This window comes from Rhizobium johnstonii 3841 (assembly GCF_000009265.1).
GTDB lineage: Bacteria > Pseudomonadota > Alphaproteobacteria > Rhizobiales > Rhizobiaceae > Rhizobium > Rhizobium acaciae.
On record NC_008380.1, the window covers coordinates 3034453 to 3059576 of the forward strand.

Below are 25124 nucleotides of genomic sequence, written 5' to 3' on the forward strand. Positions count from 1 at the left end.
TTTCGTGGAAGCGCAAAGTTTCAGCGCCGGACATTTGTCGCGATGGTCGTTACCGGGCGATGGAACGCAAGTAGGTAACCGTAACATACGCCTTGCGATGGCTTGCCGCCGGCCTGGTCGCACGCATCAGCGAGCGGTTGGCGGTACCGAGGCGTCAAGCGCGCCCTCTATCTCCTTGGAGAGTTCGGCGATGAGTTCCTGGTATTCGACGACGCGCTCGTCGCGTTTCAGATCGGTCGAGACGTTCCATTTCTGCAGCGCCGATTGGGCGTCGGCAAAGTCCCTGCAGATTTCCCGAAAATCCTCACTGCGGGCAGAAAGATCGTCGATCGCCTTGATCCTGGCTGGAAACTGCCGACGGACTGCGGTCACGCCTTCGTCCATGGTCCACTCCTTAACGGCATTTGGAACGCTGCCTCTGTAACGTGTGCCCGGCTCAATCTTCGTGGACGACGATCAGTTCGTGGAGTATGTTACCGTAACATACGGTCTGGCAGTGATGTGACTCAACGGGGGGATTGGGGCAGACATGCAGACGTGGATACCAGCAGAGGGGTCTGCAGCGCTCATTTCTTCAGGGCTGGCGCCTCAAGCCGACGAGATCAGGGAGCAGCTGGAACGTGTCGTCTCCAGCCCTGAATTTCCAGGCGTCGGTCGCGCCGCCACGTTTCTCCGCTATGTCGTCTCGGAAACCCTCGAGGGCCGGGGCAACCGGATCAAAGCCTATTCGATCGCAATCGAGGTGTTCGGCCGGGATCCCGGCTTCACCCAGGACGATCCGGTGGTCAGGATCGAGGCCGGACGGCTGCGGCGGTCGCTCGAGCGTTATTATCTCGTCGCCGGGCAGCAAGATCCGGTCAGGATCGACATTCCCAAAGGCGGATATGTTCCAACCTTCACCTGGTCCTGTGCGGCTTTAGTCGACATTGGAGGCGAAGACGCTGGCGAAACATCGGCCTCTGAGGTCCGTTCCGGACGCTGGTGGCGCGCAAGAAGGGTCTTGTGGCCGGGTGCTGCTGCGCTCGCTGCAGTGGCTATTTCGCTATATTGGATCGGCGCACGATCTACCGCTCCGTCGCTCGAACGCGCCGGAAATCTAATGCCCGATCGCCCGGCCCTCGTGGTCGCCCCCTTTGCCAATCTCGGCGAAGGGCCAGAGGCGCAGCTCTACACCGCCGGCCTGACCGAGGAGCTGATGACCATCCTGCCACGGTTCAAGGAGATCAAGGTCTTCGGTCGCGAAACGTCCAAGTCACTCCCCGCGGATGTGGGCGCATCGAAGATCCGGGCCGAATTCGGCGCACGCTATCTCCTTGCCGGCGGTGTCCGGATGTCGGGAAAGCGCCTTCGCGTGACGGCCAGATTGCTTGATACGTCGGACGGCGAGATCCTCTGGTCGGAGAATTATGACAATGATCTCGCATCGGGGGACCTGTTTGCGATCCAGACGGATGTCGCCAGAAAGGTCGCGACCGCCATCGCCCAACCCTACGGAGTCATGGCACAGATCGACTCCGCCAGTCCGCCGCCGGATGACCTCGGCGCGTATGAGTGCACTTTGCGCTTCTATGCCTATCGTTCGGAACTGAGCGCCGAAGCGCATGCGCGCGTCCGAGATTGCCTCGAGGCCGCGCTCGCGCGGTTTCCGAACTACGCGACCGCCTGGGCAATGCTGTCGATCGTCTATCTCGATGAGGACCGGTACAAGTTCAATCCGACACCAGGCCAGGATACAGCAATACAGCGTGCACACGATGCCGCCAGGCGCGCAACCCAGATCGATCCAAACAATACGCGCGGGCTCCAAGCGCTGATGACGGCGTTGTTCTTCGACAGGCAGCTCGCTGAATCGCTTCGTGTGGGCGAGCAGGCGCTCGCCACCAATCCTAATGACACCGAACTGATGGGCGAGTTCGGAACCCGGCTTGCGATCGCTGGCCAGTGGCAACGTGGAGCAAGCCTGCTGGACCAGGCCATCGCCCTCAATCCAGGCAGCGGCGGCTTCTACCACGGAACGCGAGCCCTGGCCGCCTATATGCTCCGCGACAACCACACTGCCGTGCTGGAGATCAGGCAGGCGAACATGCAAAAGTTCCCTCTCTTCCATGTTGTCGCCGCCGTCATCTACGCAGAGGCTGGCATGATGGACGACGCCCGCCGGGAAGGACAGGTGTTCGTCAGCATGCGACCCGACTTCCTGCCAAACATCGTCACGGAACTTGCAATGCGCAACATGCAGCCCGAAGATCGCGACCGCCTGATCGAAGGACTTCGCAAGGCGGGGATGACGGTACCTGATCCCGACGCAATTGCGTCGACTGCCACCACCTCCGACCTGCAACCTCGCTGATGCTGTCTCCCCGACCGTAACATACCCGATCATACGGGCACGCCATCTCATCTTCGCATAGTCTGACCTCGGTGCCGACTTCGACCGCCGCGGCGTGCTGCGTCGAGGCCCGTACAAACTTGACAGGGCTATGAGGAACGCTAGTGAGCACAGCAAAATGTCTTGACGGCCGAATTCAACCAAGCCCTTCCCTAGCGCAGTTCCAGCAAAAATGCGCAGCGGTTTTGCGGCCGGAATTGCGTGAAAACAAAAAGACAGAGCATTTCCGTGGCTCGGAGAAACCAGGTATTGCTCTGGTCTTGAAATGGATCTCGGCTCTGCTGTTGCTCTGCGCATTGGCCGGATGCGGAGGCCATCCGAAGAACGTCCTCATCCCGGTTGCCGATAGCGCGCCGAACGCCACCAAGGTCGACATGCTCGTAGCCACGACGCGCAGCCGCTCCACGATCCAAGGCGAGATGTTCACAGGCGAGCGCGCACTCGCCCCGGCCTTTGCCGACATCACCGTATCCATTCCGCCTGCGAACGTCCGCAAGGTCGGCGAAGTCGCCTGGCCGAGAAGGCTTCCATCCAACCCGGCCACCGACTTTGCAACCTTGAAAGCCGAGGAGATCACGCGCGACGACGCCAAGAAGTGGCTGAGCGCCTCAGTCAAGAGGAGCCACGACCGCAGCGTGCTCGTGTTCATCCACGGCTTCAACAACCGTTTCGAAGACTCCGTCTATCGCTTCGCCCAGATCGTCAAGGATTCCGGCGTCCATAGTGCGCCGGTGCTGGTGACATGGCCGTCGCGCGGCAGTCTGCTCGCATATGGCTATGACAGGGAGAGCACCAACTACACGCGCAACGCATTGGAAACGCTCTTCCAGTATCTCGCGAGGGATCCAGAGGTGAAGGAAGTCTCGATCCTTGCGCATTCCATGGGGAACTGGCTGGCGCTGGAAGCGCTTCGCCAGATGGCGATCCGCAACGGCCACCTCCCCGCCAAGTTCGAGAACGTGATGCTGGCCTCGCCCGACGTGGATGTCGACGTCTTCCGCCAACAGATCGTCGACATGGGCAAGAAGCATCCGAAGTTCACCTTGTTCGTTTCACGAGACGACCGTGCGCTCGCGGTATCCCGCAGGGTATGGGGCGACGTCGCCAGACTCGGCGCCATCGATCCCGAGGCATCTCCCTTCAAGAAGGAGCTGGCCGATAGCCAGATCACGGTGATCGACCTCACCAAGGTCAAGGCGGGCGACAAGCTGAACCACGGAAAGTTCGCGGAATCGCCCGAGGTCGTTCAACTGATTGGGGCGCGGATTTCCGACGGCCAGACACTGACCGACAGCAAGGTCGGGCTCGGGGATCACATCCTTGCCGCGACGACGAGTACAGCCGCCGCAGCAGGTAGCGCGGCCGGCCTGATCCTCGCCGCCCCGGTCGCCGTCGTCGATGCCGACACCAGAGACAATTACGCCGGCCATGTCAGCGGCCTCACAGGTCCCGTGGGCACACAGCCGCGAGCATCCGAATGCACTGCCGCGGGCCGATCGAAAGAGTCGTGCAGGCAATGACGGAAGGATCCGGCAGACGAAATAGGTTCATCGAGATCAGGATAGACGATGCTATTACTTTTCAAGATCCGCATATTTAGACCGCTTTTCACGGGGGCAGCCGTGGCTTCCGTTCTCCTTAGTGCCTCGATTGCTGTGGCGCAGAGCGTGACGCCAGCGAGCCCACAGCCGGAAAGCGTCCAGCGCTTTATCGGCATGTTCTCGGATCCTGACGTCCAACGCTTCCTGCAGCAGCAGTCGGAAGCAGCCAAGACCGCGGCGGAACCGCCCTTGGAAACCCGGAACGCAGACCCTTCATTCTCGGAATTCACGATGCGATTCCGTGCCCATGCCTCAAGTCTTCTCGGCGCCATCCAGTCCTTTCCCCTGGAGACGATGCGAGGCGGGGCCGTGCTCGAACGGGACATCCGGGCGAATGGCGGGACGCGGCCGATCTTCCTGGTCGCTGCCTTCGTCGCCGTTGGGCTGGCCGCGCAATGGCTATTCTGGTGGATCAGCGCCGGCTGGCGCTCATGGATGACACGCGCGCCCTATGAGACGGTTCTAGAAAGAGTGATTGCACTGGCTGCGAGGCTTCTTTGGGCTGCCTGTTACGTCCTGTCCTTCGGCCTCGGCAGTATCGGCTTCTTCCTGCTGTTCCAATGGCCGCCGGCTATCAGAGAGATCGTCGTCGGCTACCTCTTCGCGATCGTCGTCTTCCGTCTGGCGAGCGCTCTTTTCGACGTGTTGTTGGCACCACAGGCCGAGGAAGAGGGCCGTTTTCGTGTCGTACCGATCGCAAAGGATGCCGCCGGTCACTGGGCGAAACGCCTGGGCTATCTTGTCGGCTGGTTTGCCTTCGGCTGGGTGACCATTCGCCTGCTCGGCACCCTCGGCTTTTCCGTCCCGGCACGGCAACTCGTGGCCTATGCCCTCGGCCTCGTGCTCCTCATCATCGGTATCGAAGCCGTCTGGAGACGTCCGTCCGGATTGACGGCCGGCCAGACCACCCGCATCGGCCTGCGAGCGCGGAACTGGCTCTGGACGGTTTACTTCGCGAGCGTCTGGCTGCTGTGGGTGATGGGAGCCATGAAGCTGTTCTGGATTGCGGTGATCTGCGCGGCATTGCCAGGTGCCATCGCCCTCACCAAGGCGTCTGTCGACAATATCCTGCGTTCTTCTGAGGACGAAGGGGACGGCCACAAGAGAGGCACCGTCGTGTCGGTGATTGTGGAGCGCGGCATCAGGGCGGCGCTGATCGTCGGAGCCATCGTCCTGCTTGCGGACGCCCTGGAGGTCCGGCTCACACAAATGACGATGCAGGATTCGCCACTTCTGCGCCTCGTGCGCGGCCTCCTCAGCGCCGGGATCATTCTCCTGATCGTCGATCTCGCCTGGAGCGTCGTGAAGGTCCTCATCGATCGCAAGCTCGACGACACCGAGACCGTCCTCGAAGTCGGCAGCGAACGGGAGCGGCGGCGCACGCGCCTCAGAACCCTGCTGCCGATCCTTCGCAATTTCCTGATGATCCTGTTCGTCGCCATCGCGATCATGATGGCGCTGTCATCACTGGGGGTAGAAATCGGCCCGTTGATCGCCGGCGCCGGCGTGGTCGGTGTCGCAATCGGCTTCGGCGCGCAGACGGTGGTCAAGGACGTCATCAGCGGGATGTTCTACCTGCTCGACGACGCTTTCAGGATAGGCGAATATATCCAGAGCGGCAGCTACAAGGGCACCGTTGAATCCTTCAGCTTGCGATCGGTCAAGCTCAGGCACCACCGCGGCGCGGTCTACATCGTCCCCTTCAGCGAGCTCGGCGCGGTCCAGAACATGAGCCGCGACTGGGTGATCGAGAAAATGACGATCACCGTCACCTACGATTCCGACATCGAGAAAGCCCGCAAGATCATCAAGAAGATTGGCCAGGAACTGTTCGAGGACCCTGAGTTCAAACCGACGACGCTCGAGCCGCTGAAGATGCAGGGGATCGATAGTCTTGGCGATTCCGGTCTGCTCCTGCGGATGAAGGTCATGACGCTTCCCGGCCAGCAGTTCACGCTGAAGCGGCGGGCCTTGCGGATGATCCATGAGGCATTCCACGAAAACGGCATCAAGCTCGCTGTGCCCACAGTCCAGGTCTCGGGCGGCAAGGACGACGCTGTTGCCGCCGCTGCCCAGCAGACGCTCGCAGCACACAACGCGGCCGCCGTCGCAAACCCGGCCTGAGGGCGGCATTTTCGAAATGAACGACACACGTGAGCAATGGAGAAATGAATGAAGATCCTGGTCATCCCTACGCAGATGCTTGCGACACTTGCCGTTCTGATGACGGTCTGCGTGCCGGTCCTCGTTCCCGTAACGGCCGAAGCCGCCCGTCGTGGCGTGGCGGCATGCGGCCCGAGAGGCTGCGGTGCCGCGGCCTGCGGACCGCGGGGATGCGCTGCAGTCGGAAGCACCCGCCCCGTCGTTCGCCCGCCTGTCCGGCGCGGCGTCGTCGTCGTCACCCCTCGCCGCTACTGGCGCCCGGGTACGGCAATCGCCGCGGGTGCTGCCATCGGCTTCGTCGCCGGAGCTGCCGCCGTGTCCTTGGCAGGCACGCCGCCGCAATCCGGTCAATGCTGGTACTACACCTCGCCCGCCAAGACGACGGGCTTCTGGGACGTGTGCCCGCTGTGAGCGACCGGGCAGAAAAACTGCCAGCTCGCTTGGTTCGCTTCGTCGCCCGCCCTCCCATGAGTGGGGAGGACCTCGAATTCCAGGTCACAAATTTTAGAAGGTACGTTCCATGGATTTCACAGTCATCGATGCCGCACTCGTCGGAAAACTTCTCCTGCTGCTTCTGGTCGGCCTGGGGCCGAAGATCGCCCTGGTGCCGTTTCTGGAGAAGACCCATGCCTTCGATACCGAAACCAAGGCGCGCATCGGCCGCCAGATGGTTTTGGTCGCAGTAGTCACAGCCTTGATCCTTTTTGCCACCGGCGCTTTGCTAATGCGGCTTCTCCATATCACGGGTGGCGCAGTCGCCGTCGCCGGCGGTATCATCCTCGCGCTTATCGCGATCAAGATGGCATCAGGACCAACAGAGAAGCCGCATGATGAAACGGGGCTTCCCGTCGATCCAGAAAAGATCGCCGTCTTTCCGCTTGCGGTCCCTTACCTGCTCAATCCTGTCGGCATCACCGTCGTCATCATCGCCTCCGGCGAAGTCGTCTCGATTGCCAGCGCGATACTCGTCATCGGCCTGATCCTGATCGTCGGCGCGTTGGACTATCTAGTGTTCACCAACATCGACGCGCTCGCCAAGCGCATGAAGCCTGCCAGTCTGATCGTCTCGGAGGTCGTCTTCGGCATTCTGCTGACCGCAGTCGCAGTCCAACTGATCGTCAGCGGGCTTGGCAGTCTTGGCATCATCACCCCGACCGCTGCGCATTAGATGCGGATGATTTGCGGCCGGTCGGCCTAAAAATCTGAACCCGGATTTAAATCATACAATAGAGCCGAAAGCCGCTCGGTTTTCGGCATCATGCTCAGCTGCGGATTTGCTGTCCCCCTGCGCGGAAAGCCCGGGGATTAAGGTCGGGAACAGACGACAATGGTGTCGCCACCGACCGCCGGGCGCGCCGCGATCATTCAATATCTCTGATGTTATCCATAAGTTCTATTCGTTTGAATGATGAGTTTTCAAAGCCCATATTAGAATCATGGACATGGACGAACCTCCCATTGACGACCATGCCCCTGACCCAAGAAAGGAACCGGAAAATGACCACGCTCACCTATCGCGGTGGTGGTAAGTCCCTCACCTCCGGCGAAAGCCGCTTCGATCTGGCACATTATGCCCGTAAGCTCGTGCTCGCCTGGACGCGCTGGCAGACGGCCCGCGAAATCGAAGCCATGCCCTTCGACATTCGCAAGGACATCGGCTGGCCGAGCACGGACGACAACAAACACCGGACCATGTAATGAATGCGACATTCCTCCCAAGATAAGGGCGGCGCCTGCCTCGTGCAACGCCGCCTTTTTCGTGGCCTGACCGTCCATTCCTAAGCCATTTTCAACATTGAATTTCAGTCGCCTATCAGCCTGTCTTTTCCCTGCCCGCGGCCATTCCGACGATTTGACCGGCCAAATCGCGGGCGATGTCGCATATTTGCTCTTCCCGGCCGCATTTTTCCATGCCAGTGTCGCTTTCAGGACATCGGCGCGACGCATTCCGCGCAACGAATGTGTCATCGCCCCTCGAGCATGGATTTCGCTATGAACAGGATGCAGATCAAGAAGCGTTCAGTAGTCTTCTTTATGGTACCGCAATTCACCATGCTGCCCTTTTCGGCGGCCGTGGACACCTTGCGCATCGCCAATCGCATGCTCGGCTATCAGGCCTATACCTGGCGGCTGACCTCCGTCGATGGAGAAAAGGTCTATTCCTCCTGCGGCATCGGCGTCGAGGCAAACTCCTCGCTTGCCGAGGAGCGCCGTCATCTCGGCGGCGAAAACCGGCCGGGCATGGTGCTCGTCTGTTCCGGCATCGATGTCGAGCAGTTCAACAACAAGTCGGTCAATGCCTGGCTGCGTGAATGCTACAATCGCGGTGTCGCCGTCGGCAGCCTCTGTACGGGCGCGCATGTGCTTGCCCAGGCCGGCCTCCTGAACGGCAAGCGCTGCGCCATCCACTGGGAAAACCTGCCGGGCTTTTCGGAAGCCTTCCCGCAGGCGGAGGTCTATGCCGACCTCTATGAGATCGACGGCAATCTCTATACCTGCGCCGGCGGCACCGCCTCGCTCGACATGATGCTGAACCTTGTCGGCGAGGACTTTGGCGAAAGCCTTGTCAACCGCATCTGCGAGCAGCACCTGACCGACCGCGTGCGCAACCCGCACGACCGCCAGCGTCTGCCGCTGCGCGCCCGCCTCGGCGTGCAGAACGCCAAGGTGCTTTCGATTATCGAGCTGATGGAAGGCAATCTCGCCGAGCCGCTGTCGCTGATCGAGATCGCCGATGGCGCCGGCCTCTCGCGCCGCCAGATCGAACGGCTGTTCCGCCAGGAGATGGGCCGCTCACCGGCCCGCTACTATCTGGAAATCCGCCTCGACCGTGCGCGCCATCTTCTGGTGCAGTCCTCGATGCCGGTCGTCGAGGTCGCCGTCGCCTGCGGCTTCGTCTCGGCCTCGCATTTCTCCAAGTGTTATCGCGAACTCTACCATCGCTCGCCGCAGCAGGAGCGCGCCGAGCGCAAGATGACCATGGCGACCGCTCGCCAGGCCGTCGCCGCTTGAGACAATAAGACGGGCCGTCGCCGCTTGAGACAATAAGGCGGGCCGTCGCCGCTTGAGACAATAAGGCGGGCCGCCGCCTGAGACAGTAAAAAGCTGACCTCGCCTGACGCGAAAAGATCGTCGCCGCCTGAGATAAAGGGCGGCGGCTTGGCCTCGGAAGGCGCTATTGCGCCGCTTCTTCCGTCATCTTGGCGTCGGAATAGACCTGGTTGCGGCCCCTGTGCTTGGCCATGTAGAGAAACTGGTCGGCGGCGTTGAGGTAGTTCTCGAAGGTTTCGTAACCGGCGATCTCGGCAATGCCGATCGAAATCGTAACGCCGAGTTCCTCGTCGTCGGCCGTGACCTTCAGTCGCGAAATGTCCGAGCGGATCTCGTCGCAGAGCTTGGTAGCAGCTGCCGAATCCATCTGCGGAAAGAGGATGGCGAATTCCTCGCCCCCGAGCCGCGACAGAAGATTGTCGCTGCCCTCGAAGATCGTAAACAGCCTGTTTGCGACAGCCTTCAGCACCTTGTCGCCGATCTCGTGGCCATAGGTGTCGTTCAGCCGTTTGAAATGGTCGATATCGAGAATGGCGACGGAACTCGGCACCTTCAGCCGCAGGCACTCGTTGACCAGCTTCGGGCCGTTGTCGTAGAAATAGCGGCGGTTATAGAGACCGGTCAGGTAGTCGCAGGCCGCCGCCGCCCTCAGCTGCCGCATCTGCGCAAGCGTTTCAGCGTTGTTGGCGATGCGGCATTGCAGCTCCTCGGCAACGAAGGGCCGGTAAACGAAATCGCTGGCGCCGGCCTTGAGGAAACTCGCCGAAAGCATGCGGTCGTTGGAGGAGGAAACGCCGATGACACGCAGCCTGTCCGAACCGAAGCGATGGCGGATGCGCCGCGTCAGCTCATAGCCGCTCATATCAGGCATATGGTGGTCGGTGACGACGAGTTCGATATCGCTGTAGGCCTCGAGCGCCGCCAGCGCCTCGAGCCCCGAATTTGCCTCGACGACGAGATATTGCTGTGCCTTCAGCAGGTCGACGAGCACTTGGCGCGCCGAGACGACATCGTCGACGACGAGCACCCGCGTCTTGCGGTTGGAGATCGCCCGCCGGACGGTGGCGACCAGATTGTCGAGCGCGAATTCATTGTCCTTCAGCACGTAATCGATGACGTTGCGCTCCATAATCTTGTTGCGCGTGTTGAGATCGAATGTCGCGGTGAAGACGATCGCCGGGATGTCGTGCTCGATCGTGCAGTCGAGCGCTTCACCATAGGGCGAATCCGGCAGGTTGAGATCGACGACGGCCATGGTGTAGCCGTGACCGTCATCGGCAAGTTCCTTGCGAAGTGCCTTGAGAGACGGGCAGGATTTGACGGCAAGGCCGAGCTCCGTTTGGAACCGGTGACAGAGAACGGCGGAAAACATCCGGGAATCTTCAACCAGAAGTATCTTGAGCCCGCCGGAGCGCAGCCCGATGCCATCTCGCTGGAAATCCGCTTGAAAAGCCACAGCTCCTACTCCCCGATGCGTCCGATGGGCTCGACTCGGCCCTTTCCCCGGCGGGAACGATAACCGAGAGGCGTGTGCGCGTGAAGGGGACAAATAACGGCGACATTACCTGTAATTGCAGAAATTCGACGACTGTCCCCGAGCGTGATATCCGGCCCCCTGGGAATACCGATACTGGAAGGGCCGTCAGGCAACCGCCCGCTCCTTACGCATCGATTGAATCTGCAGCAGCGTATCGAGGTTCTGGTTGACGCGGCAGTAGAACTCTTCGTCGATGAAGGGACGCAGCATGAAATCATTGCCGCCGGCCTTCAGGAATCGTGCCGAAAGCAGCCGGTTCGAAGAGGAGGAAACGCCGATGATGCGCAGCTCGTGCGAGCCGATATTGGCGCGGATGCGCCGCGTCAGCTCGAAGCCGTCGATGTCGGGCATATTGTAGTCGGTGATGACAAGGCCGATATCGCGGTTGGCCTTCAGGATTTCCAGCGCCTTGCCGCCGCTCTCGGCGACGCTGACACGGAAATTGTAGCGCTTCAGCCGGCTCGACAGCAGGGCGCGCGCAGTCGCGCTATCGTCGACGATCAGCACGTGGTGGCGATGATTGGTGAGGAAGCGGCAGATCGATTCCGCCAGCAGGTCGACGGCGAAGATATTGTCCTTGAGGATATAGTCGACGATATCCTTGGCCATCAGCTTGTCGCGCATGTTTTCATGGAAGGTGCCGGTGAAGACGATGGTCGGAATGGAGAGATCGACCAGATATTCGAGCGCTTCGCCGTTTTCGGCGCCGGGCAGGTTGATGTTCGAGATCGCCAGCGTGATCGGATCGGAAGACTTGTCGTAGGAAACCTGCAGATCCTCGAAGTTGCGGCAGATCTCGACATCGATGTCGAACAGCTCCTTCAGGCGTTTGCTGATCATCGAAGTGAATACGTTGGAATCTTCCGCGACAATAATACGCGCACCGGCAAACATTTCCCCGGAATATTGCATCCCCGAAATACCTAGAAACGCCATAGCAAACCTTTGATGTAAAATCTGTCCCCGGATCAAACTGATACATCAATTGATTTGAGTAATTATTAATCGACGCGCCTGGATATAAATGAAGAGGCGGCCCGATCGGGCCGCCTCCGACTTCTTTGCGGATATGATTAAGAAATCGGGCGCGAAGCGTCGCATTCTCGGCATCGAAAAGGCGTTTGCCGACAACCGTCGCATTATAGGTCGAACCGAGGTTTTGATGTTCAGCTTCGTGCCTTCCTTGGCGCAATCCGGCGGCCGACGAGCCCACCCGGCTGGCACCGCTCGGCCGAAGCGATTATAAACGAGCCATCGACCCCGACCCGCCGACAGGTTCGCCCATGCTCCAATCCGACCCGGTGATCGCATGGCTTCTCGACTCCGACCCGTCGATCCGATGGCAGGTGATGCGCGACCTGCTCGATGCTCCGGAGCGGGAGTGGATGACTGAGCGGGCCAAAGTCGAGACCGAGGGCTGGGGCGCCAGGCTGCTCTCCTGCCAGGATGCGGACGGGCAATGGGCAGGCGGCGCCTTCCTGCCCGCCGGTTTCGACCCGCGAGAGTGGAAGGAGCATGGCCAGCCGTGGACAGCCACGACCTTCTCGCTGTCGCAATTGCGGGAGTTCGGTCTCGATCCCGCTTGCGGCTGCGCCAAGCGCACCGTCAAATTGATCGGCGCCAACGCCCGTTGGGAAGAAGGCGGCCAGCCCTATTGGGAGGGCGAAGTCGAGGAGTGCATCAACGGCCGCACCGTTGCCGACGGGGCCTATTTCGGCGTCGACGTCTCGCCCATCGTCGACAGGCTGGCCGGCGAGCGTCTCGACGACGGCGGCTGGAACTGCGAGCGGATCAATGGCTCCGTCCGCTCGTCTTTCGCCAGCACCATCAATGTGCTGGAAGGTTTGCTGGAATACCAGAGATCGACCGGCGGCACGCATCGGTCTCGAGAGGCGTGCAGGACGGGCGAGGAGTTTCTGCTGGCCCGCAGCCTCTTCCGCCGCCTTGGCACCGGCGAGCCGGCCGACGAACGCTTCCTTCGCCTCCTGCATCCGAACCGGTGGCGCTACGACATTTTGCGCGCCCTCGATTATTTCCGCGCCAGCGCGATCCTGACCGGCGCCAATCCCGATCCGCGCCTCGGCGAGGCAATCGACCACCTTCGTTCCCGGCGCTTGCAGGACGGCAGTTGGCCGCTCGACGACAGCCCTGCCGGGCGGGTGTGGTTCAAGCTCGATGACGGGCAAGGCAAGCCCTCGCGGTGGGTGACGCTCCGGGCGACGCGGGTGCTCAGATGGTGGGATGCCCAGCGCTCAATCAATGCCTAACCGCAATCCCAAGCGCGCAGGAAATGCACCCATGACTGACTGGTGGTCAGCCAATATGATCCTGATCTCGCCGCCACCCTGCCCTGCCGCACGATCTCATGTGTCCTCAAGCGCAGCAGCCGCTCGTTGCCGCTTGCGGCCCACAGCAGGCCGCCGCCTTGCGGTTTTCCTCCGCCAGCCATCGGTCGCGAGGCCTGCAGCTTGCCGGCCGCGGCGAAAGCGTAACATGGACGGCGCCGGTGCGAAGAACCGGCATCGCCGCGCAATAAAGCTGCATTGGCCGCACGCCGTCGCTGACTTCGAAGGTCAGCTTCGCCGAACCATCCAGTTGCACATGATCGGAAACCTTGCGGATGATTGCATGGAACTTGCCGGCCGGCATATGCGTGCGTTCGCCTTCCTCGACATCCCAGAGCTGGATGAAGATTTCCGCCCATGCTTCGGGATTGGCGCCGCAATCCAACGCCGAGAATTGGCCCGCCTTGACCTCGGTGACATGATAGCCAGGCTTCACCGCCTTGCCGCCATAATAGAAAATCAGCGGAGAATCCTTGGCGCCGGTAAGCACACTGAGCAGCAGGCCGAGATCGATGTCGTTCTCTTGAACTTTGCTGTTGTCGATGACGTTCATTTGCGCTAATCCTCGTTTCAATGATTCAAGGATTATTGAAATATGGATCAACGTCAAGCCCTCATCGCATTCGGCGCGCTCTCGCAGGAAACCCGCCTTCACATCGTCCGCATGCTCGTGGTTTCGGGTCCCGACGGCATGGCGGCAGGCGCGATCGCTGAGAAGGCGGAGGTCTCGCCCTCCAATATCTCCTTCCACCTGAAAGAGCTGGAACGGTCTGGGTTGATCGCGCAACAGCGTGAATCCCGGTCGATCATTTACACCGCGAACTACGAGGCACTTGGTGGCTTGGTTCGCTTTCTGATGGAAGATTGCTGTTCCGGGCATCCGGAAATCTGCGCACCTGCCGCGGAGGTCGCGGCCTGCTGCGCCCCTAAAATGAAGGAGAAATTGCAATGACCCCTGACCGCATTTACAATGTGCTCTTTCTCTGCACGGGCAATTCTGCCCGCTCGATCTTGGCTGAATCCATCCTTGAGACCGAAGGCAAGGGTCGATTCAAGGCCTATTCGGCCGGCAGCCAGCCGAAGGGTGAGGTCAATCCCTATGCGCTGAAGGAGCTTGCGGCGCAGGGCTACCCAACAGCCGGCTTCCGCTCAAAGAGCTGGGACGAATTCGCCGAGCCGGGCGCTCCGGAGATGGACTTCATCTTTACGGTTTGCGACAGCGCTGCCGGCGAGGCTTGTCCCGTCTGGATCGGTCATCCGATGACCGCCCATTGGGGCGTCGAGGACCCCGCTGTCGTCGAGGGCAGCGAAGTCGACAAAGGCCGCGCTTTCGCGCAGGCCGCCCGCTTCCTCAAGAACCGGATCAGCGCCTTTTTGAGCCTGCCTCTTTCCTCGATCGACAAGCTCGCCCTGGAATCGCACCTGCGCCAGATCGGCACCATGGAAGGCGCCAGCATTAAACAGCCCAAGGCGAGCTGATGGGTTTCGATTTGAACCAGCAGGCCTTGGAAGGGCACGACGACAGACTTCGCGGCGCGCTCGCAGGCGCCGGGCTTCCGGTCGATGACCTCACAGACGCCGGCCGAAGCTTCTATCGGTTTTCACGTGGCGGCGAGACGGTCGGCTTCGGCGGGCTGGAACTCTATGGCGAGACTGTACTCCTGCGTTCCATTGTCGTGCTGTCCGATCAGCAAGGCTTTGGCTTCGGCCATGCGATCACCCTTAGCCTGCTCGATCAGGCCCAAAGGAAAGGCGCCACCGCCGCCTATCTGTTGACAGAAACAGCCGCCTCCTTCTTTCAATCGCTCGGCTTTCGTCCGATCGCCCGCGATGAAGCGCCGGCCGAGATCCTGACGACGCGGCAGGCCGCAAGCCTGTGCCCGGCATCGGCCGCCCTGATGGTCCGGAGCCTGCCGGCATGAGCGCGCCGATGTTTCCCCCGTCTCGACGACTGGTCGCCGAAGCGCTCGGCACGCTGCTGCTCGTAGCAACCGTCGTCGGCTCGGGCATCATGGCGGATAGCCTGACGGACGATACGGCGCTTGCGCTGCTCGGCAACACGCTGGCAACGGGGGCAATCCTCGTCGTCCTGATCACGATCTTGGGCCCGATTTCCGGGGCTCATTTCAATCCGGTCGTGTCGCTGGTGTTTGCGCTCCGGCGCGAACTGCCTGCCTCCTCCGTTCCCGCCTATATCGCCGCGCAGGTCGTCGGCGGCATTGCCGGAACGATGCTCGCTCATGCAATGTTCGCCCTTCCCGTGCTGCAGGCCTCGGAAACCGTGCGCACCGGCGGCGCGCAATGGCTCTCTGAGGTGACGGCAACCTTCGGCCTCGTCTTCGTCATCTTAGCCGGTGTGCGCTTTCGCGCCGATGCCGTGGCATGGCTGGTCGGCCTTTATATCACCGCCGCCTATTGGTTCACCGCCTCCACGTCCTTTGCCAATCCCGCCGTCGCGATTGCTCGATCGCTGACGCACACCTTTTCCGGCATCCGCCCGATCGATCTACCGGGCTTTATCGCCGCTGAAGTCCTCGGCGCCTTGCTGGCGCTGATGCTTGCGGGATGGCTGCTGATGGAAGCCCGCGATCCTGAAACCCTCACCAAGACGGAATCCGCCTCATGACCATAGATGTTACGATCTATCACAACCCCGAATGCGGCACCTCGCGCAACACGCTTGCGATGATCCAGAACGCCGGCATTGAGCCCAACGTTATCGAATATCTGAAAAACCCGCCGTCGCGCGAGCAGCTAATCAAGGTGATTGCGGATGCAGGTTTGAGCGTTCGCGAGGCGATGCGCGAAAAGGGCACGCCCTATGCGGAGCTCGGCCTCGACAACCCTGATCTTACCGACGAGCAATTGCTGGACGCGATGCTGAAAAACCCGATCCTGATCAACCGGCCCTTCGTCATCACGCCGCTCGGCACGCGCCTGTCGCGGCCGTCGGAACTTGTCCTCGAAATCCTGCCGGAAACGCATCAGGGGGCCTTCACCAAGGAAGACGGCGAGCAGGTGCTCGATGCCGGAGGCAAGCGCATTGTCTGATTTGCCTGCCATATCACTGATGCATCTGCGTCAACCGGATATGGACGCGCTCAGGCCGGCGTTCTCGACGCACAAGCCGCGCATCCTGATCCTTTATGGCTCGTTGCGAGCAGTGTCCTACAGCCGCTTCCTCGCACAGGAGGCCGCGCGGCTGCTCGAATATTTCGGCTGCGAAGTGCGCATCTTCAATCCGGAAGGTCTGCCGCTGCCTGATGCGGCGCCGGCGAGCCACCCGAAAGTTCAGGAGTTGCGCGAATGGTCGGCATGGTCTGAAGGCCAGGTCTGGGTCAGCCCCGAACGTCATGGCGCGATGACCGGCATCATGAAAGCGCAGATCGACTGGATTCCATTGTCGGTCGGCTCGGTCCGGCCGACGCAAGGCAAGACGCTGGCAGTGATGCAGGTCTCTGGCGGCTCCCAGTCCTTCAATGCGGTAAGCCAACTCCGCATCCTTGGACGATGGATGCGGATGATTGCAATTCCCAATCAGTCCTCGGTTGCCAAAGCTTTCCAAGAATTCGACGCGGACGGCCGTATGAAACCGTCGTCCTATTACGACCGCGTCGTCGACGTCTGCGAGGAACTGGTCAAGTTCACGCTGCTGACCCGTGATGCCTCGAACTATCTGACCGACCGCTACAGCGAGCGGAAGGAAGAAGCCGAAAAGCTCGAACAGCGCGTGAGCCTCAGATCCCTATGACAATCAGCACCGAACGACCGCCGGTAGCGGCCATCGCCGCGCTCGGGCTGACGCAGATCATCGGATATGGATCGCTCTATTACAGCTTCAGCATCCTCGCCCCCGACATGGCCCGTGATCTGAGCTGGTCATCGGAATGGATCTTCGGTGCGCTCTCCGCGGCCCTTCTGATCGGCGGTCTGGCTGCACCTCTCATGGGCACGTGGATCGATCGCTTCGGCGCCGGCAGGATCATGACATCGGGATCGGCGATTGCCGCGGCCGCCCTCGTCGCCTGCGCCTTCGCGCAGGGAAAGATCGCTTTCGTCGCGGCATTGATCGGCATCGAGATCGCATCGAACCTGGTGCAATATGGCGCAGCCTTCGCCCTGCTCGTGCAGATCAGGCCGCAGGTCGCCCAGCGCAGCATCGCCTATCTGACCCTGATCGCCGGCTTCGCCTCAACCATTTTCTGGCCGGTCACCACGGCGCTGCATGCGCATCTCTCATGGCAGAACGTCTATCTGATCTTCGCCGGGCTCAATCTCGTTGTCTGCCTTCCCATTCATGCCTGGCTCTCTCGTGGCGTCGGCCAAACCAGGAGACGGACCGGAGACGAGGCTGCAAGACGCGTCGAGCCGAGCCTTCCGCCGTCGGTGCGCAGGCCGGCCTTTATCCTGATGGTGACGGGTTTTGCTTTGGAAAGCTTCGTGAACTCGGCGCTTCTGGTTCACATGGTGCCTGTGATGTCGGCCCTCGGCCTCGGCGCCATGGCAGTGGTGGTCGGAACGCTCTTCGGCCCGTCACAGGTGCTGAGCCGCCTCATTAACATGGTCTTTGGCGAGAGCTTGTCGCAAGTGATGCTGGCGATCATCTGCGCCATCCTGCTGCCGACAGCCCTTGTCATCCTCATCGCCACCGCACCCTCGGTGCCCGGTGCGCTGGTCTTCGCCGTCGTCTTCGGCCTCGGCTCGGGGCTTAACAGCATCGTCTACGGAACCTTGCCGCTGGCGCTCTTCGGAAGCGATGGCTACGGCCGGCGGCAAGGACAAATCATGTCGGTTCGTCTCGTCGTCTCCTCGATGGCGCCGTTCGCGCTTGCCTTCCTGATGGGCTATCTCGGCGTATCGTGGTCGCTGTCGATCGCTGCATTGCTCAGCACCGTCGCCGTTGGCGCATTCTTCGCCATCATGCGGCTGACGCGCCCGGTTGCCCGGCCGGACACTGTTCCCAATCCCCGAGAAGCTTGAGCGCGTTAATCAGGACAGGCGCTACTTGACGACGGCCGAGCCCTTGACGATATCGATCGTCTCGCCGCCGTCGAGCCCGATGCGGTCGCCGTCGGGCGTCGTCATGAAGCAGCCGGAAGCACAGAGGTTTTCCGAAGCGCCGGCATCGACCACAACCTCGACGCGCTGGCCGCTCTCGGTGATGACGAGCACGACGGCGGCTGGATCGGTGTTGGTGATGGATGCCGCTTCAGCCGCGGGTGCGGCAAGCAGCGGGACAAGCAGAACGGCGGCAAATCTTGCCATCATGTGCGGCGGCGCTGGCGCGCCCTCCCCTCGAACGATCGGTGCTGCCCCCGGCAGCGATCCCGATAGTGGAGATCATGCACATATAGCTGTGAATGATGGCTGAATGACCCGTTCAGCCTTTCCGATTGCCGTCTGCCGTCTTGCTGCGCAATTGCCGCACCGGCTGCTCTTCCTCCTCCATGGGCGTGACCGCCGCGTTTTCCTGCTTGTTGGGTTGATCCCTGCCCGCATCGGCAAGCGCGGGACGAGCCTCTCGATGGATGGTAAGATCGGTCTGTGGCAGCGGGATCTCGATGCCCTCGGCCTTGAAGCGTTTAAGGATCTCGATCCTGAGATTGTTGCGCACCACCATGCCGTCACCCATGTCGGCGAGGAAGAAACGCAGCTCGAAATCCAGCGAATAGGGCCCGAAGCGCAGGAATTCGACATGCGGCTCCGGATTGCGCATGACGAGCGGTATCTTGGCCGTCAGTTCCAGCAGGATGTCCATCACTTGCTGCGGATCGGCGTTGTAGGCGACGGAAACCGGAATTTCCGAGCGACCGATCTTGTTGCGGTGCGTCCAGTTGCCAACGAGGCCGTTGATCAACTCCGAATTCGGCACAATGATCGACTGCTTGCGGAAGGTCTCGATCTCGGTGGCGCGCACCGAAATGCGTTTGACAATGCCTTCGGCCGTGCCGGAAACGACATGGTCGCCGACCTTGAACGGCCGTTCAACGAGCAGGATCAGGCCGGAGACGAAGTTGGAGACGATGTTCTGCAGGCCGAAACCGATACCGACCGAAAGTGCGGAGGCAACGAGCGCGAAGCTCGACAGATCGATGCCGGCCGCCGAAACGCCGATGATCGCCGCGATGCCGACGCCGAGATAGCCGATGCCCGTCTTGACCGAATTGCGCACGCCGAGATCGACATGGCTTCTCGCCATCACATTGCCGTCGAGCCAGCGTTGCAGCCAGCGCGTCAGCAGGTAGACGCCGGCAAACAAGAGAATGCCGGTGCAGATGCCGAGCAGCGAAATGCTGATACCGCCGAGCCTGACCTCGGTGAATAGTCTATAGGCAAGAATCTGCAGGTCCTGCACATGGAAGCCCCACATCAGCAGGATCAGCGGGATGCCGACGAGAAGCGCCACCGCATAGATGGCAAGACCGACAAGCAGGCCGGCCTGGTCAATCGCCACTGGCCCGAGCTTGAAACGGCGCGTCAGGAAGCTTGCGAAGAAGGTGTCGCCGAAGCTTTCCTGCCTTGATATCGCCTTGCCGGAAAGCAGGCCGATATACATGGTGACGACGACGGCGCCGGTGATGATGAGCTGCGTGGCGACGAAGCGCGCGAGCCCGACATAACCGGTGAGCGCGGTAAGGATCAGGCCGGTGCCGACGACCCGCAGGATGATCGCCATGCCGCGCGGCCAATGCCTTCCCGGCGCATCGGGATCGCCGTTCTTCGCCAGCATCGGTTTTCCGAACGAGACCGCGATCAGGATCAGACCGATGATCAGCGCAGCGATCAGGCTTCTGACCACGGTCAGCACCAGCGGCGAGCCCATCGCCTCGCCGATCGTGCCGAACAGATAATCAAGCGCGTTGACGATCGCCATCGCCAGCAAGCAGTAGCCGATCGAGCGCGCGCCGAGATTGGAAAGCCGAACGAGGCGCCAGCGCGGTTCGTGCGGTGCGAAGATGGCATTGACGAAGCGGCCGACGAAATAGACGAGCCCGATCGCCCCGAACAGCGCGCCGATGACAGGTGCGATGTCGGGCCTCAGCACATTGAACCCGTTAAGGAAAAAGAACGAGGTGACGAGCAGCACCGCGAGCGCCAGGGTGCGGATCAACGTCGACCAGAAGGCGATCGACAGCCGGCCGATATAGGACGGGTTCTCGACAGCCTCGTCGCGCTGCAAGTAGGAGCCGAACAGCCGGTAGCTGCCGGAGAGCAGGATCAGAGCCGCGGCAAGCGACAGGAAGATCGCGGCAAACATCGGGAAACGCTTGAATTTCCAGACGAAGGTTGCCCAGCTCGACAGCGCCTGCGAGAATTCGCTGGCCTCGTGCACAAAGGCGCTGCCGGCATCGTCGAGCACTGAGACCGAAATCTCGGTACGCCTGAGCAGCGTATCGGCAAACAGCCGCCGCCGCATCTCGGTGATCTCGTTGACGAGCTTCGTCACCGTGATCGACAGGTTTTCGGCGTCGCCCGTCAGCGCGTTGATCTGCGCGCGTTCGGCGGCGAGCGCGTTGCGCTCCTGGGTGACGATCTCGGCTTCAGGCGGCTGCCCGTCTTTCGGCGGATCGCCGATCTCGGCAAGCCGGTTCTTGATCTGGTCGAAACGCGGCCTGAGATTGACCGATATGGTGATGACGGCGCGGCTGAGTTCGTCGGCCTTGGTCGCAAGCCCCACCAGGGCATCGTCATTGTCGGCATTCTGCTTGACGCCGTCCTGAAGCGCCGTCAGCTGGACCTTCGCCTTGTCGATCTCCTTTGTCGCCTGGTCGAACGGCGTATCGGCGAGCGGCGCCTGCGCCGCCGCCGGTGCCTGCGGCTCCTGTGCGAAGGCGGCAGCACCCTTGAAATGCGCGCCGGCGACCGCCAGCGTCAGCAGAAGAATGGTGCGAAGCAGGATCGGTCTCAGCCGCAAATGCGCCTCCGGGAAAGCTTGTCGTCGGAATAGAATGCCAGCTTGTCTTAGTAAAGAAAGGCGACAGAAAGGCGGAAGCTCCCTGGAACCCCTCAGAAACCCGCATCGGGCCCAGAGAGGTAGTCGCGCTCCGCCGCCGTCGACTCCCGTCCGAGCATGGCATTGCGGTGCGGAAAGCGGCCGTAGGCGGCGATCACGTCGCGGTGGCGGATCGCATAATCGAGATATTCCGCATCGCCGAGTGCGCCGAACAGTTCCACCGATCGCTCCTGCTCCCCAAGGTCCTCGGCATGTTCGAACGGCATGTAGAAAAAGGTACGGCATGCGGCCTCGACCGCCCGATCGGCGCCCGATGCCAGCGCGAGCTTGGCTTCCCGAAGCGCCAGCCCATCGGTCGCAACGGCAAGCGCCGTGCCGCGATAGATGTTGCGGGGAAACTGGTCGAGCACGATCACAGCCGCCAGCCGGCTCTCCGCACCCGCCCGCCATTCGGCGGCAACATCCGCCGCAAGCGCCAGATGGGTTTCGCGGAAGCCTTCGCGGATCTCCACGTCGAGTTCCGGCGTCGAGCGGAACCACAGCTCCCGGCCGCATCTGACGAACCAGAAATCATACACTTCCTTCGGTGTGCGGATCGTCGTCATGTTTCCCCTTCCCTAGCGTTAGGCTTGTTAATGCGGCGTCTGCAAGCTATTGGAGATATAGGGTAAACGGCAGGCGGATGAGGGGGCGGCAAAACTCAGTGCCGGACCGGGGAAATCCCCTACTTCCCCTCATGCAACGAAAACACCAGCGTCGCCTTGGTTCCGTCGTGGCCGGGGTCATAGGCGAAATCCGATTTCAGGCTGGCGGCCATGGCCGTCAGAATGCGTGTACCAAGGCCGGTTCCCCTGGCCGGGCTCGACGGGTCGAAACCGGCGCCGTCATCCTCGACGATGACGCGCAATGCCCCATCCGCCTGGTCGACGATGACGCGGATCTCACCCGGCACGTTGTCCGGATAGGCATATTTGAAGGCATTGGTGACGAGCTCGCTGACGATCAGCCCGAGCGTGATCACCTTGTCGGTCGCCAGATTGACCGGCTGCGCGGTGAGGACGATCCGGTGCGGCCGCTTGTCGTCGCGCATCGAGGTTTCGAGTTCGGTGAGCAGGCTGTTCAGATATTCATCGACCTGCACCGAGCCGACCTGCCGGTTGGTGTAGAGCCGGCGGTGCACGCTGGCGATGGCGTTGATGCGCATCTGCGTTTCGTGCAGCGCGTCAATCGCCACCTGATCCGTGGTCATCGAGGACTGCATGCGGATCAGCGCGCCGACGAGGCCGAGGCTGTTGGCGATGCGGTGATTGACCTCGGCGAGCAGCATTTCGGCAAGGTCGCGCTGCTGGCGGATCACCTCCTGTGCCTGCGCCGTCTCGCGGCGAAACCGCGCCCGCTCCAGCGCCTGTTCGAGGGCGGCGGCGAGCAGGTCGAAATAATCGGCTGATATCCCCTTCAGCATGTAATCGTCGGCACCGGCCTTCAGCGCGGCGACCGCGATGCTGGTATCGTCCGAACCTGTCGCATAGATGACCGGGGGATGATCCGTCATCGCCGTGATGCAGGGCAGGATATCGAGGCCGGTTTCGCCCGCCAGGACATGATCGAGGACGACGGCGTCGATCCCGCCTTCGCCGAGTCTCGCAAGGCCGGCAGCGCCGCTCTCGGCCCACTCGACCGAAAAGCCGCGCCGGAGCAGGTTCTTCTGCATCAGCAGGGCAAGCCCCTCGTCGTCGTCGATATAGAGGATGTGGATCAGGGCATCCGCATCGCCGCTAGAATTGCTCATTCGGTCTCCCGGCGTTCTCTCGCAGCGACGACCGCCCGCAAGCGTCCGAGTCGTCCGCATGGCAATGTCGTATTGCATTGGCCGCCTGGGGTAAACAGCGGTTGTCCCTCGCTCTTGTCGCAGGCGGCGCGGAAGGAGGATGTCGGGAAGCCGGCATTTTCAGAACATGATCCTGGCCTGGGGAGGAACCCTATGGAAGCCGTTGCAGGAGATGGGAAAACGAAAAACCTGAAATGAGATGCATAAACGCCAAGCGGCCCGATTGGTTCCGCGGATAAGCTAATTTTTCTGGAATTTCCGATGGCCGGATACTTCGGCTCCCGCCTCCGCCGGCAATTGCAGAAAACGCAGCGACGAGACGACGCCGATCACGCCGACCACGACGAAAGCCCATCGGAAATCGGCAAGGACGGGATTGTCGGCGCCCCTGAGAGCCGAGGCAATGTTGAGCACGGCGGCCGCCACTGCCACGCCGAGCAGCATCGATACCTGCTGCAACATGCTCGACAGTGTTGAGGCCGAGCTTCGCTGCGCCGGGCCGATATCGGCGAAGGCGAGTGTGTTCAAAGCGGTGAATTCCATCGACCGCGAAAGGCCGGCGAGGAAAAGCAGCGCGTGGATGAAAAACGGCGGCGTCTGCGGCGAGAGGAAACCGCAGCCGACGATCGAAAGAGCGGCGATCAGCCCGTTGACCCCAAGCACTGCGCGAAAGCCGAAGATGCGCAGCAGCGGCGTCGTCACCGCCTTCATGCTGAAATTGCCGAGGAAATAGACGAGCAGATAGGTGCCGGCGGCAATCGAGCTCAGGCCGAAGCCGAGCTGGAAGAGCAGAGGCAGCAGGAACGGCGTCGCATTGATCGCCATCCGGCAGGCCGTGCCCGCCGACAGAGTCGACATCGAGAAGGTCTGGATGCGGAAGGCCGAAAGATCGAGCAGCGGATTGTCGACGGCGAGGAAATGCCGCGTCGCCATGACCGACAGCACGATGCCCGCCGCCAGCATTGACATGATGGGCAAAAGCCCGCCGTCCCATTTGACCGAGAGTTCGAGGGCGGCGAGCAGGAAGGTCAGCCCGGCGGCGCTCAACACAAAGCCCACGAGATCCAGCCGGCCGGGATTGGTCTCGCGCTGCTCCGGCACGAAGCGCAGCACCAGCGCGATACCGAGAATGCCGATCGGGATATTGATGAGGAAGTTCCAGTGCCAGCTGGCATAGGTGGTAATGAAGCCGCCGAGCACTGGGCCGATCACCGGCGCCGTCAGCGCCGGCCAGGTGATCAGCGCGATCGCCTGGACGAGTTCCGACTTGCGGGCATTCTTCAGCACGATGATACGCCCGACCGGCGTCATCAGCGCGCTGCCCGCCCCCTGCACGGCGCGCCACAGCACGAATTCCGCAAGACTGCCGGACAGCCCGCAGAACAGCGAGGCGCCGGTGAAGACGGCGATCGACATCAGGAAGATGCGGCGCGCACCGAACCGGTCGCCGAGCCAGCCCGACAGCGGAATGAAGGCGGCCATCGTCAGCATGTAAACGGTGATGCCGATGCTCATCGACACCGGCTGCACGCCGAAGCTCGCCGCCATCTGCGGCAGCGAGGTGGTGACGATCGTGCCGTCGAGGATCTGCATGAAGAAGGAAACGGCAACGACCAGCGCCACGATCTTCGCCTGGCGGCCGCCTGCGGCCTCTTGCCCATTCTCGCTCGTCTCTGCCGTGGTCATCGATCTGCCAATGAAAATTCTGGATGACGCGGCAGGCAAGCGGGACGGAAGCCGATCGGAGATCTGCCGCGCGGAGGAGCGCGGACATGGAAGGCCGCGCACTGGCTGAATACGCCCGTTGCAGCCGGCCGGAAAGGCTAAATCTCGCACTGCGCAGGAATATTCCCGATGCGGCCGGATAGCTGGCCGCTATCGATCCTAAGAAAGGATTCAAGAAAAAGGCCCCACCGAAGCGAGGCCAAGCTTGAACCGCTCCGGGGAAAAACAGGAGCGGCGTGCAGTCCATACCGTGCGATCGATGTCGCAGCGAGGCCAGATGTCGCTGCATCGGTACGCTCGCCAAAGAATTTTTCGCGATCTGCCGAAAAAAGATCGCGGCCCCGAAACTATCAGCCCATGTGGCGCGACACCTGTCGCATTGCAACAACGATTGGCGCTTGCAATGTTTATAAAAATAGATATCACTAAACATATTGCTAAACATGATGATTGAGGAGTTCATGTGAGCATTCTCTGAAGTGGGTGAACATGCGACGCCGGCGGGGAGCCGGCCCTTGGTTCTGGGAGGAA

At 61.5% G+C, this 25124-nt stretch carries 25 protein-coding genes; 16 read left to right on the forward strand and 9 right to left on the reverse strand.

Translation table 11 applies throughout. The features are described from left to right. Positions 1–126: 126 nt before the first annotated feature. Positions 127–384 (reverse strand): hypothetical protein, encoded by a 258-nt coding sequence (locus tag RL_RS14850; protein ID WP_011652395.1) that lies wholly within the window; start codon positions 382–384, stop codon positions 127–129. A 145-nt stretch (positions 385–529) separates the two neighbouring features. Here RL_RS14850 and RL_RS14855 point away from each other — a divergent pair, with 145 nt between their 5' ends. The 7 genes from RL_RS14855 (at position 530) to RL_RS14885 (ending at position 9165) form a co-directional block, all read left to right on the forward strand. After that, positions 530–2350, forward strand: coding sequence for an adenylate cyclase (locus RL_RS14855; protein WP_011652396.1), 1821 nt, complete (start codon positions 530–532; stop codon positions 2348–2350). Positions 2351–2649: 299 nt separating this feature from the next. Further along, positions 2650–3909, forward strand: coding sequence for an alpha/beta hydrolase (locus RL_RS14860; protein ID WP_122330879.1), 1260 nt, complete (start codon positions 2650–2652; stop codon positions 3907–3909). Positions 3910–3957: 48 nt separating this feature from the next. After that, positions 3958–6114 carry a mechanosensitive ion channel family protein gene (locus tag RL_RS14865; protein WP_011652398.1) on the forward strand — a complete coding sequence of 719 codons (2157 nt, stop codon included), beginning with the start codon at positions 3958–3960 and terminating at the stop codon, positions 6112–6114. Between the two features lie 48 nt (positions 6115–6162). Continuing rightward, entirely contained in the window at positions 6163–6564 is a 402-nt protein-coding gene (locus tag RL_RS14870) for a hypothetical protein (RefSeq protein ID WP_011652399.1), read from the forward strand. Positions 6565–6673: 109 nt separating this feature from the next. Then, on the forward strand, positions 6674–7321 hold the full coding sequence (locus RL_RS14875) for a MarC family protein (protein WP_011652400.1): 648 nt from the start codon (positions 6674–6676) through the stop codon (positions 7319–7321). Positions 7322–7650: 329 nt separating this feature from the next. Next, entirely contained in the window at positions 7651–7851 is a 201-nt protein-coding gene (locus tag RL_RS14880) for a hypothetical protein (protein WP_028741119.1), read from the forward strand. 294 nt (positions 7852–8145) lie between these two features. Next, positions 8146–9165: a GlxA family transcriptional regulator gene (locus RL_RS14885; protein WP_003540607.1), complete on the forward strand. Its 1020-nt coding sequence runs from the start codon at positions 8146–8148 to the stop codon at positions 9163–9165. 163 nt (positions 9166–9328) lie between these two features. Here RL_RS14885 and RL_RS14890 read toward each other — a convergent pair whose 3' ends face one another. Both RL_RS14890 and RL_RS14895 read right to left on the reverse strand, forming a co-directional pair. Then, entirely contained in the window at positions 9329–10660 is a 1332-nt protein-coding gene (locus tag RL_RS14890; protein WP_011652402.1) for a diguanylate cyclase, read from the reverse strand. Positions 10661–10846: 186 nt separating this feature from the next. Further along, on the reverse strand, positions 10847–11677 hold the full coding sequence (locus RL_RS14895) for a response regulator (protein ID WP_032992458.1): 831 nt from the start codon (positions 11675–11677) through the stop codon (positions 10847–10849). 347 nt (positions 11678–12024) lie between these two features. Between RL_RS14895 and RL_RS14905 the strand changes: the two genes are divergently transcribed. Continuing rightward, positions 12025–13008 (forward strand): hypothetical protein, encoded by a 984-nt coding sequence (locus tag RL_RS14905; protein WP_011652404.1) that lies wholly within the window; start codon positions 12025–12027, stop codon positions 13006–13008. 106 nt (positions 13009–13114) lie between these two features. On the opposite strand, the gene RL_RS14910 is transcribed toward RL_RS14905, so the two are convergent. Then, entirely contained in the window at positions 13115–13639 is a 525-nt protein-coding gene (locus RL_RS14910) for a DUF6428 family protein (protein ID WP_041936363.1), read from the reverse strand. Positions 13640–13681: 42 nt separating this feature from the next. On the opposite strand from RL_RS14910, the gene RL_RS14915 reads away from it, so the two are divergent. Genes RL_RS14915 through arsK form a run of 7 tightly spaced genes read left to right on the forward strand, consistent with a single transcriptional unit; the run spans position 13682 to position 18066 of the window. Beyond that, positions 13682–14038: an ArsR/SmtB family transcription factor gene (locus RL_RS14915; RefSeq protein WP_012757878.1), complete on the forward strand. Its 357-nt coding sequence runs from the start codon at positions 13682–13684 to the stop codon at positions 14036–14038. Beyond that, positions 14035–14565, forward strand: coding sequence for an arsenate reductase ArsC (locus tag RL_RS14920; protein ID WP_011652406.1), 531 nt, complete (start codon positions 14035–14037; stop codon positions 14563–14565). The genes RL_RS14915 and RL_RS14920 overlap by 4 nt, the downstream gene beginning before the upstream one ends. Then, positions 14565–15008 carry an arsenic resistance N-acetyltransferase ArsN2 gene (gene arsN2 / locus RL_RS14925; protein WP_011652407.1) on the forward strand — a complete coding sequence of 148 codons (444 nt, stop codon included), beginning with the start codon at positions 14565–14567 and terminating at the stop codon, positions 15006–15008. Before RL_RS14920 ends, arsN2 begins: the two co-directional genes overlap by 1 nt. Beyond that, positions 15005–15712 carry an aquaporin gene (locus RL_RS14930; protein ID WP_011652408.1) on the forward strand — a complete coding sequence of 236 codons (708 nt, stop codon included), beginning with the start codon at positions 15005–15007 and terminating at the stop codon, positions 15710–15712. Before arsN2 ends, RL_RS14930 begins: the two co-directional genes overlap by 4 nt. Next, complete coding sequence (arsC, locus tag RL_RS14935) at positions 15709–16137, forward strand: arsenate reductase (glutaredoxin) (RefSeq protein WP_011652409.1); 429 nt, start codon at positions 15709–15711, stop codon at positions 16135–16137. Before RL_RS14930 ends, arsC begins: the two co-directional genes overlap by 4 nt. Beyond that, positions 16112–16837, forward strand: coding sequence for an arsenical resistance protein ArsH (gene arsH / locus RL_RS14940; RefSeq protein ID WP_011652410.1), 726 nt, complete (start codon positions 16112–16114; stop codon positions 16835–16837). Before arsC ends, arsH begins: the two co-directional genes overlap by 26 nt. Further along, positions 16834–18066, forward strand: coding sequence for an arsenite efflux MFS transporter ArsK (arsK, locus tag RL_RS14945; protein ID WP_011652411.1), 1233 nt, complete (start codon positions 16834–16836; stop codon positions 18064–18066). The genes arsH and arsK overlap by 4 nt, the downstream gene beginning before the upstream one ends. Before the next feature lie 21 nt (positions 18067–18087). Here arsK and RL_RS14950 read toward each other — a convergent pair whose 3' ends face one another. From RL_RS14950 to RL_RS14970, 5 genes are all read right to left on the reverse strand, one after another. After that, positions 18088–18354, reverse strand: coding sequence for a hypothetical protein (locus RL_RS14950; protein ID WP_017994411.1), 267 nt, complete (start codon positions 18352–18354; stop codon positions 18088–18090). Between the two features lie 112 nt (positions 18355–18466). Then, complete coding sequence (locus RL_RS14955; protein ID WP_011652413.1) at positions 18467–21001, reverse strand: mechanosensitive ion channel family protein; 2535 nt, start codon at positions 20999–21001, stop codon at positions 18467–18469. 92 nt (positions 21002–21093) lie between these two features. After that, positions 21094–21645, reverse strand: a complete 552-nt coding sequence (locus tag RL_RS14960) for a DUF924 family protein (protein WP_011652414.1) — start codon at positions 21643–21645, stop codon at positions 21094–21096. Between the two features lie 119 nt (positions 21646–21764). After that, positions 21765–22829, reverse strand: coding sequence for a sensor histidine kinase (locus tag RL_RS14965; protein WP_011652415.1), 1065 nt, complete (start codon positions 22827–22829; stop codon positions 21765–21767). A 279-nt stretch (positions 22830–23108) separates the two neighbouring features. Continuing rightward, positions 23109–24554 (reverse strand): MFS transporter, encoded by a 1446-nt coding sequence (locus RL_RS14970; RefSeq protein WP_011652416.1) that lies wholly within the window; start codon positions 24552–24554, stop codon positions 23109–23111. A 244-nt stretch (positions 24555–24798) separates the two neighbouring features. Here RL_RS14970 and RL_RS39850 point away from each other — a divergent pair, with 244 nt between their 5' ends. Next, positions 24799–25047 carry a hypothetical protein gene (locus RL_RS39850; protein WP_157865206.1) on the forward strand — a complete coding sequence of 83 codons (249 nt, stop codon included), beginning with the start codon at positions 24799–24801 and terminating at the stop codon, positions 25045–25047. Positions 25048–25124 lie beyond the last annotated feature (77 nt).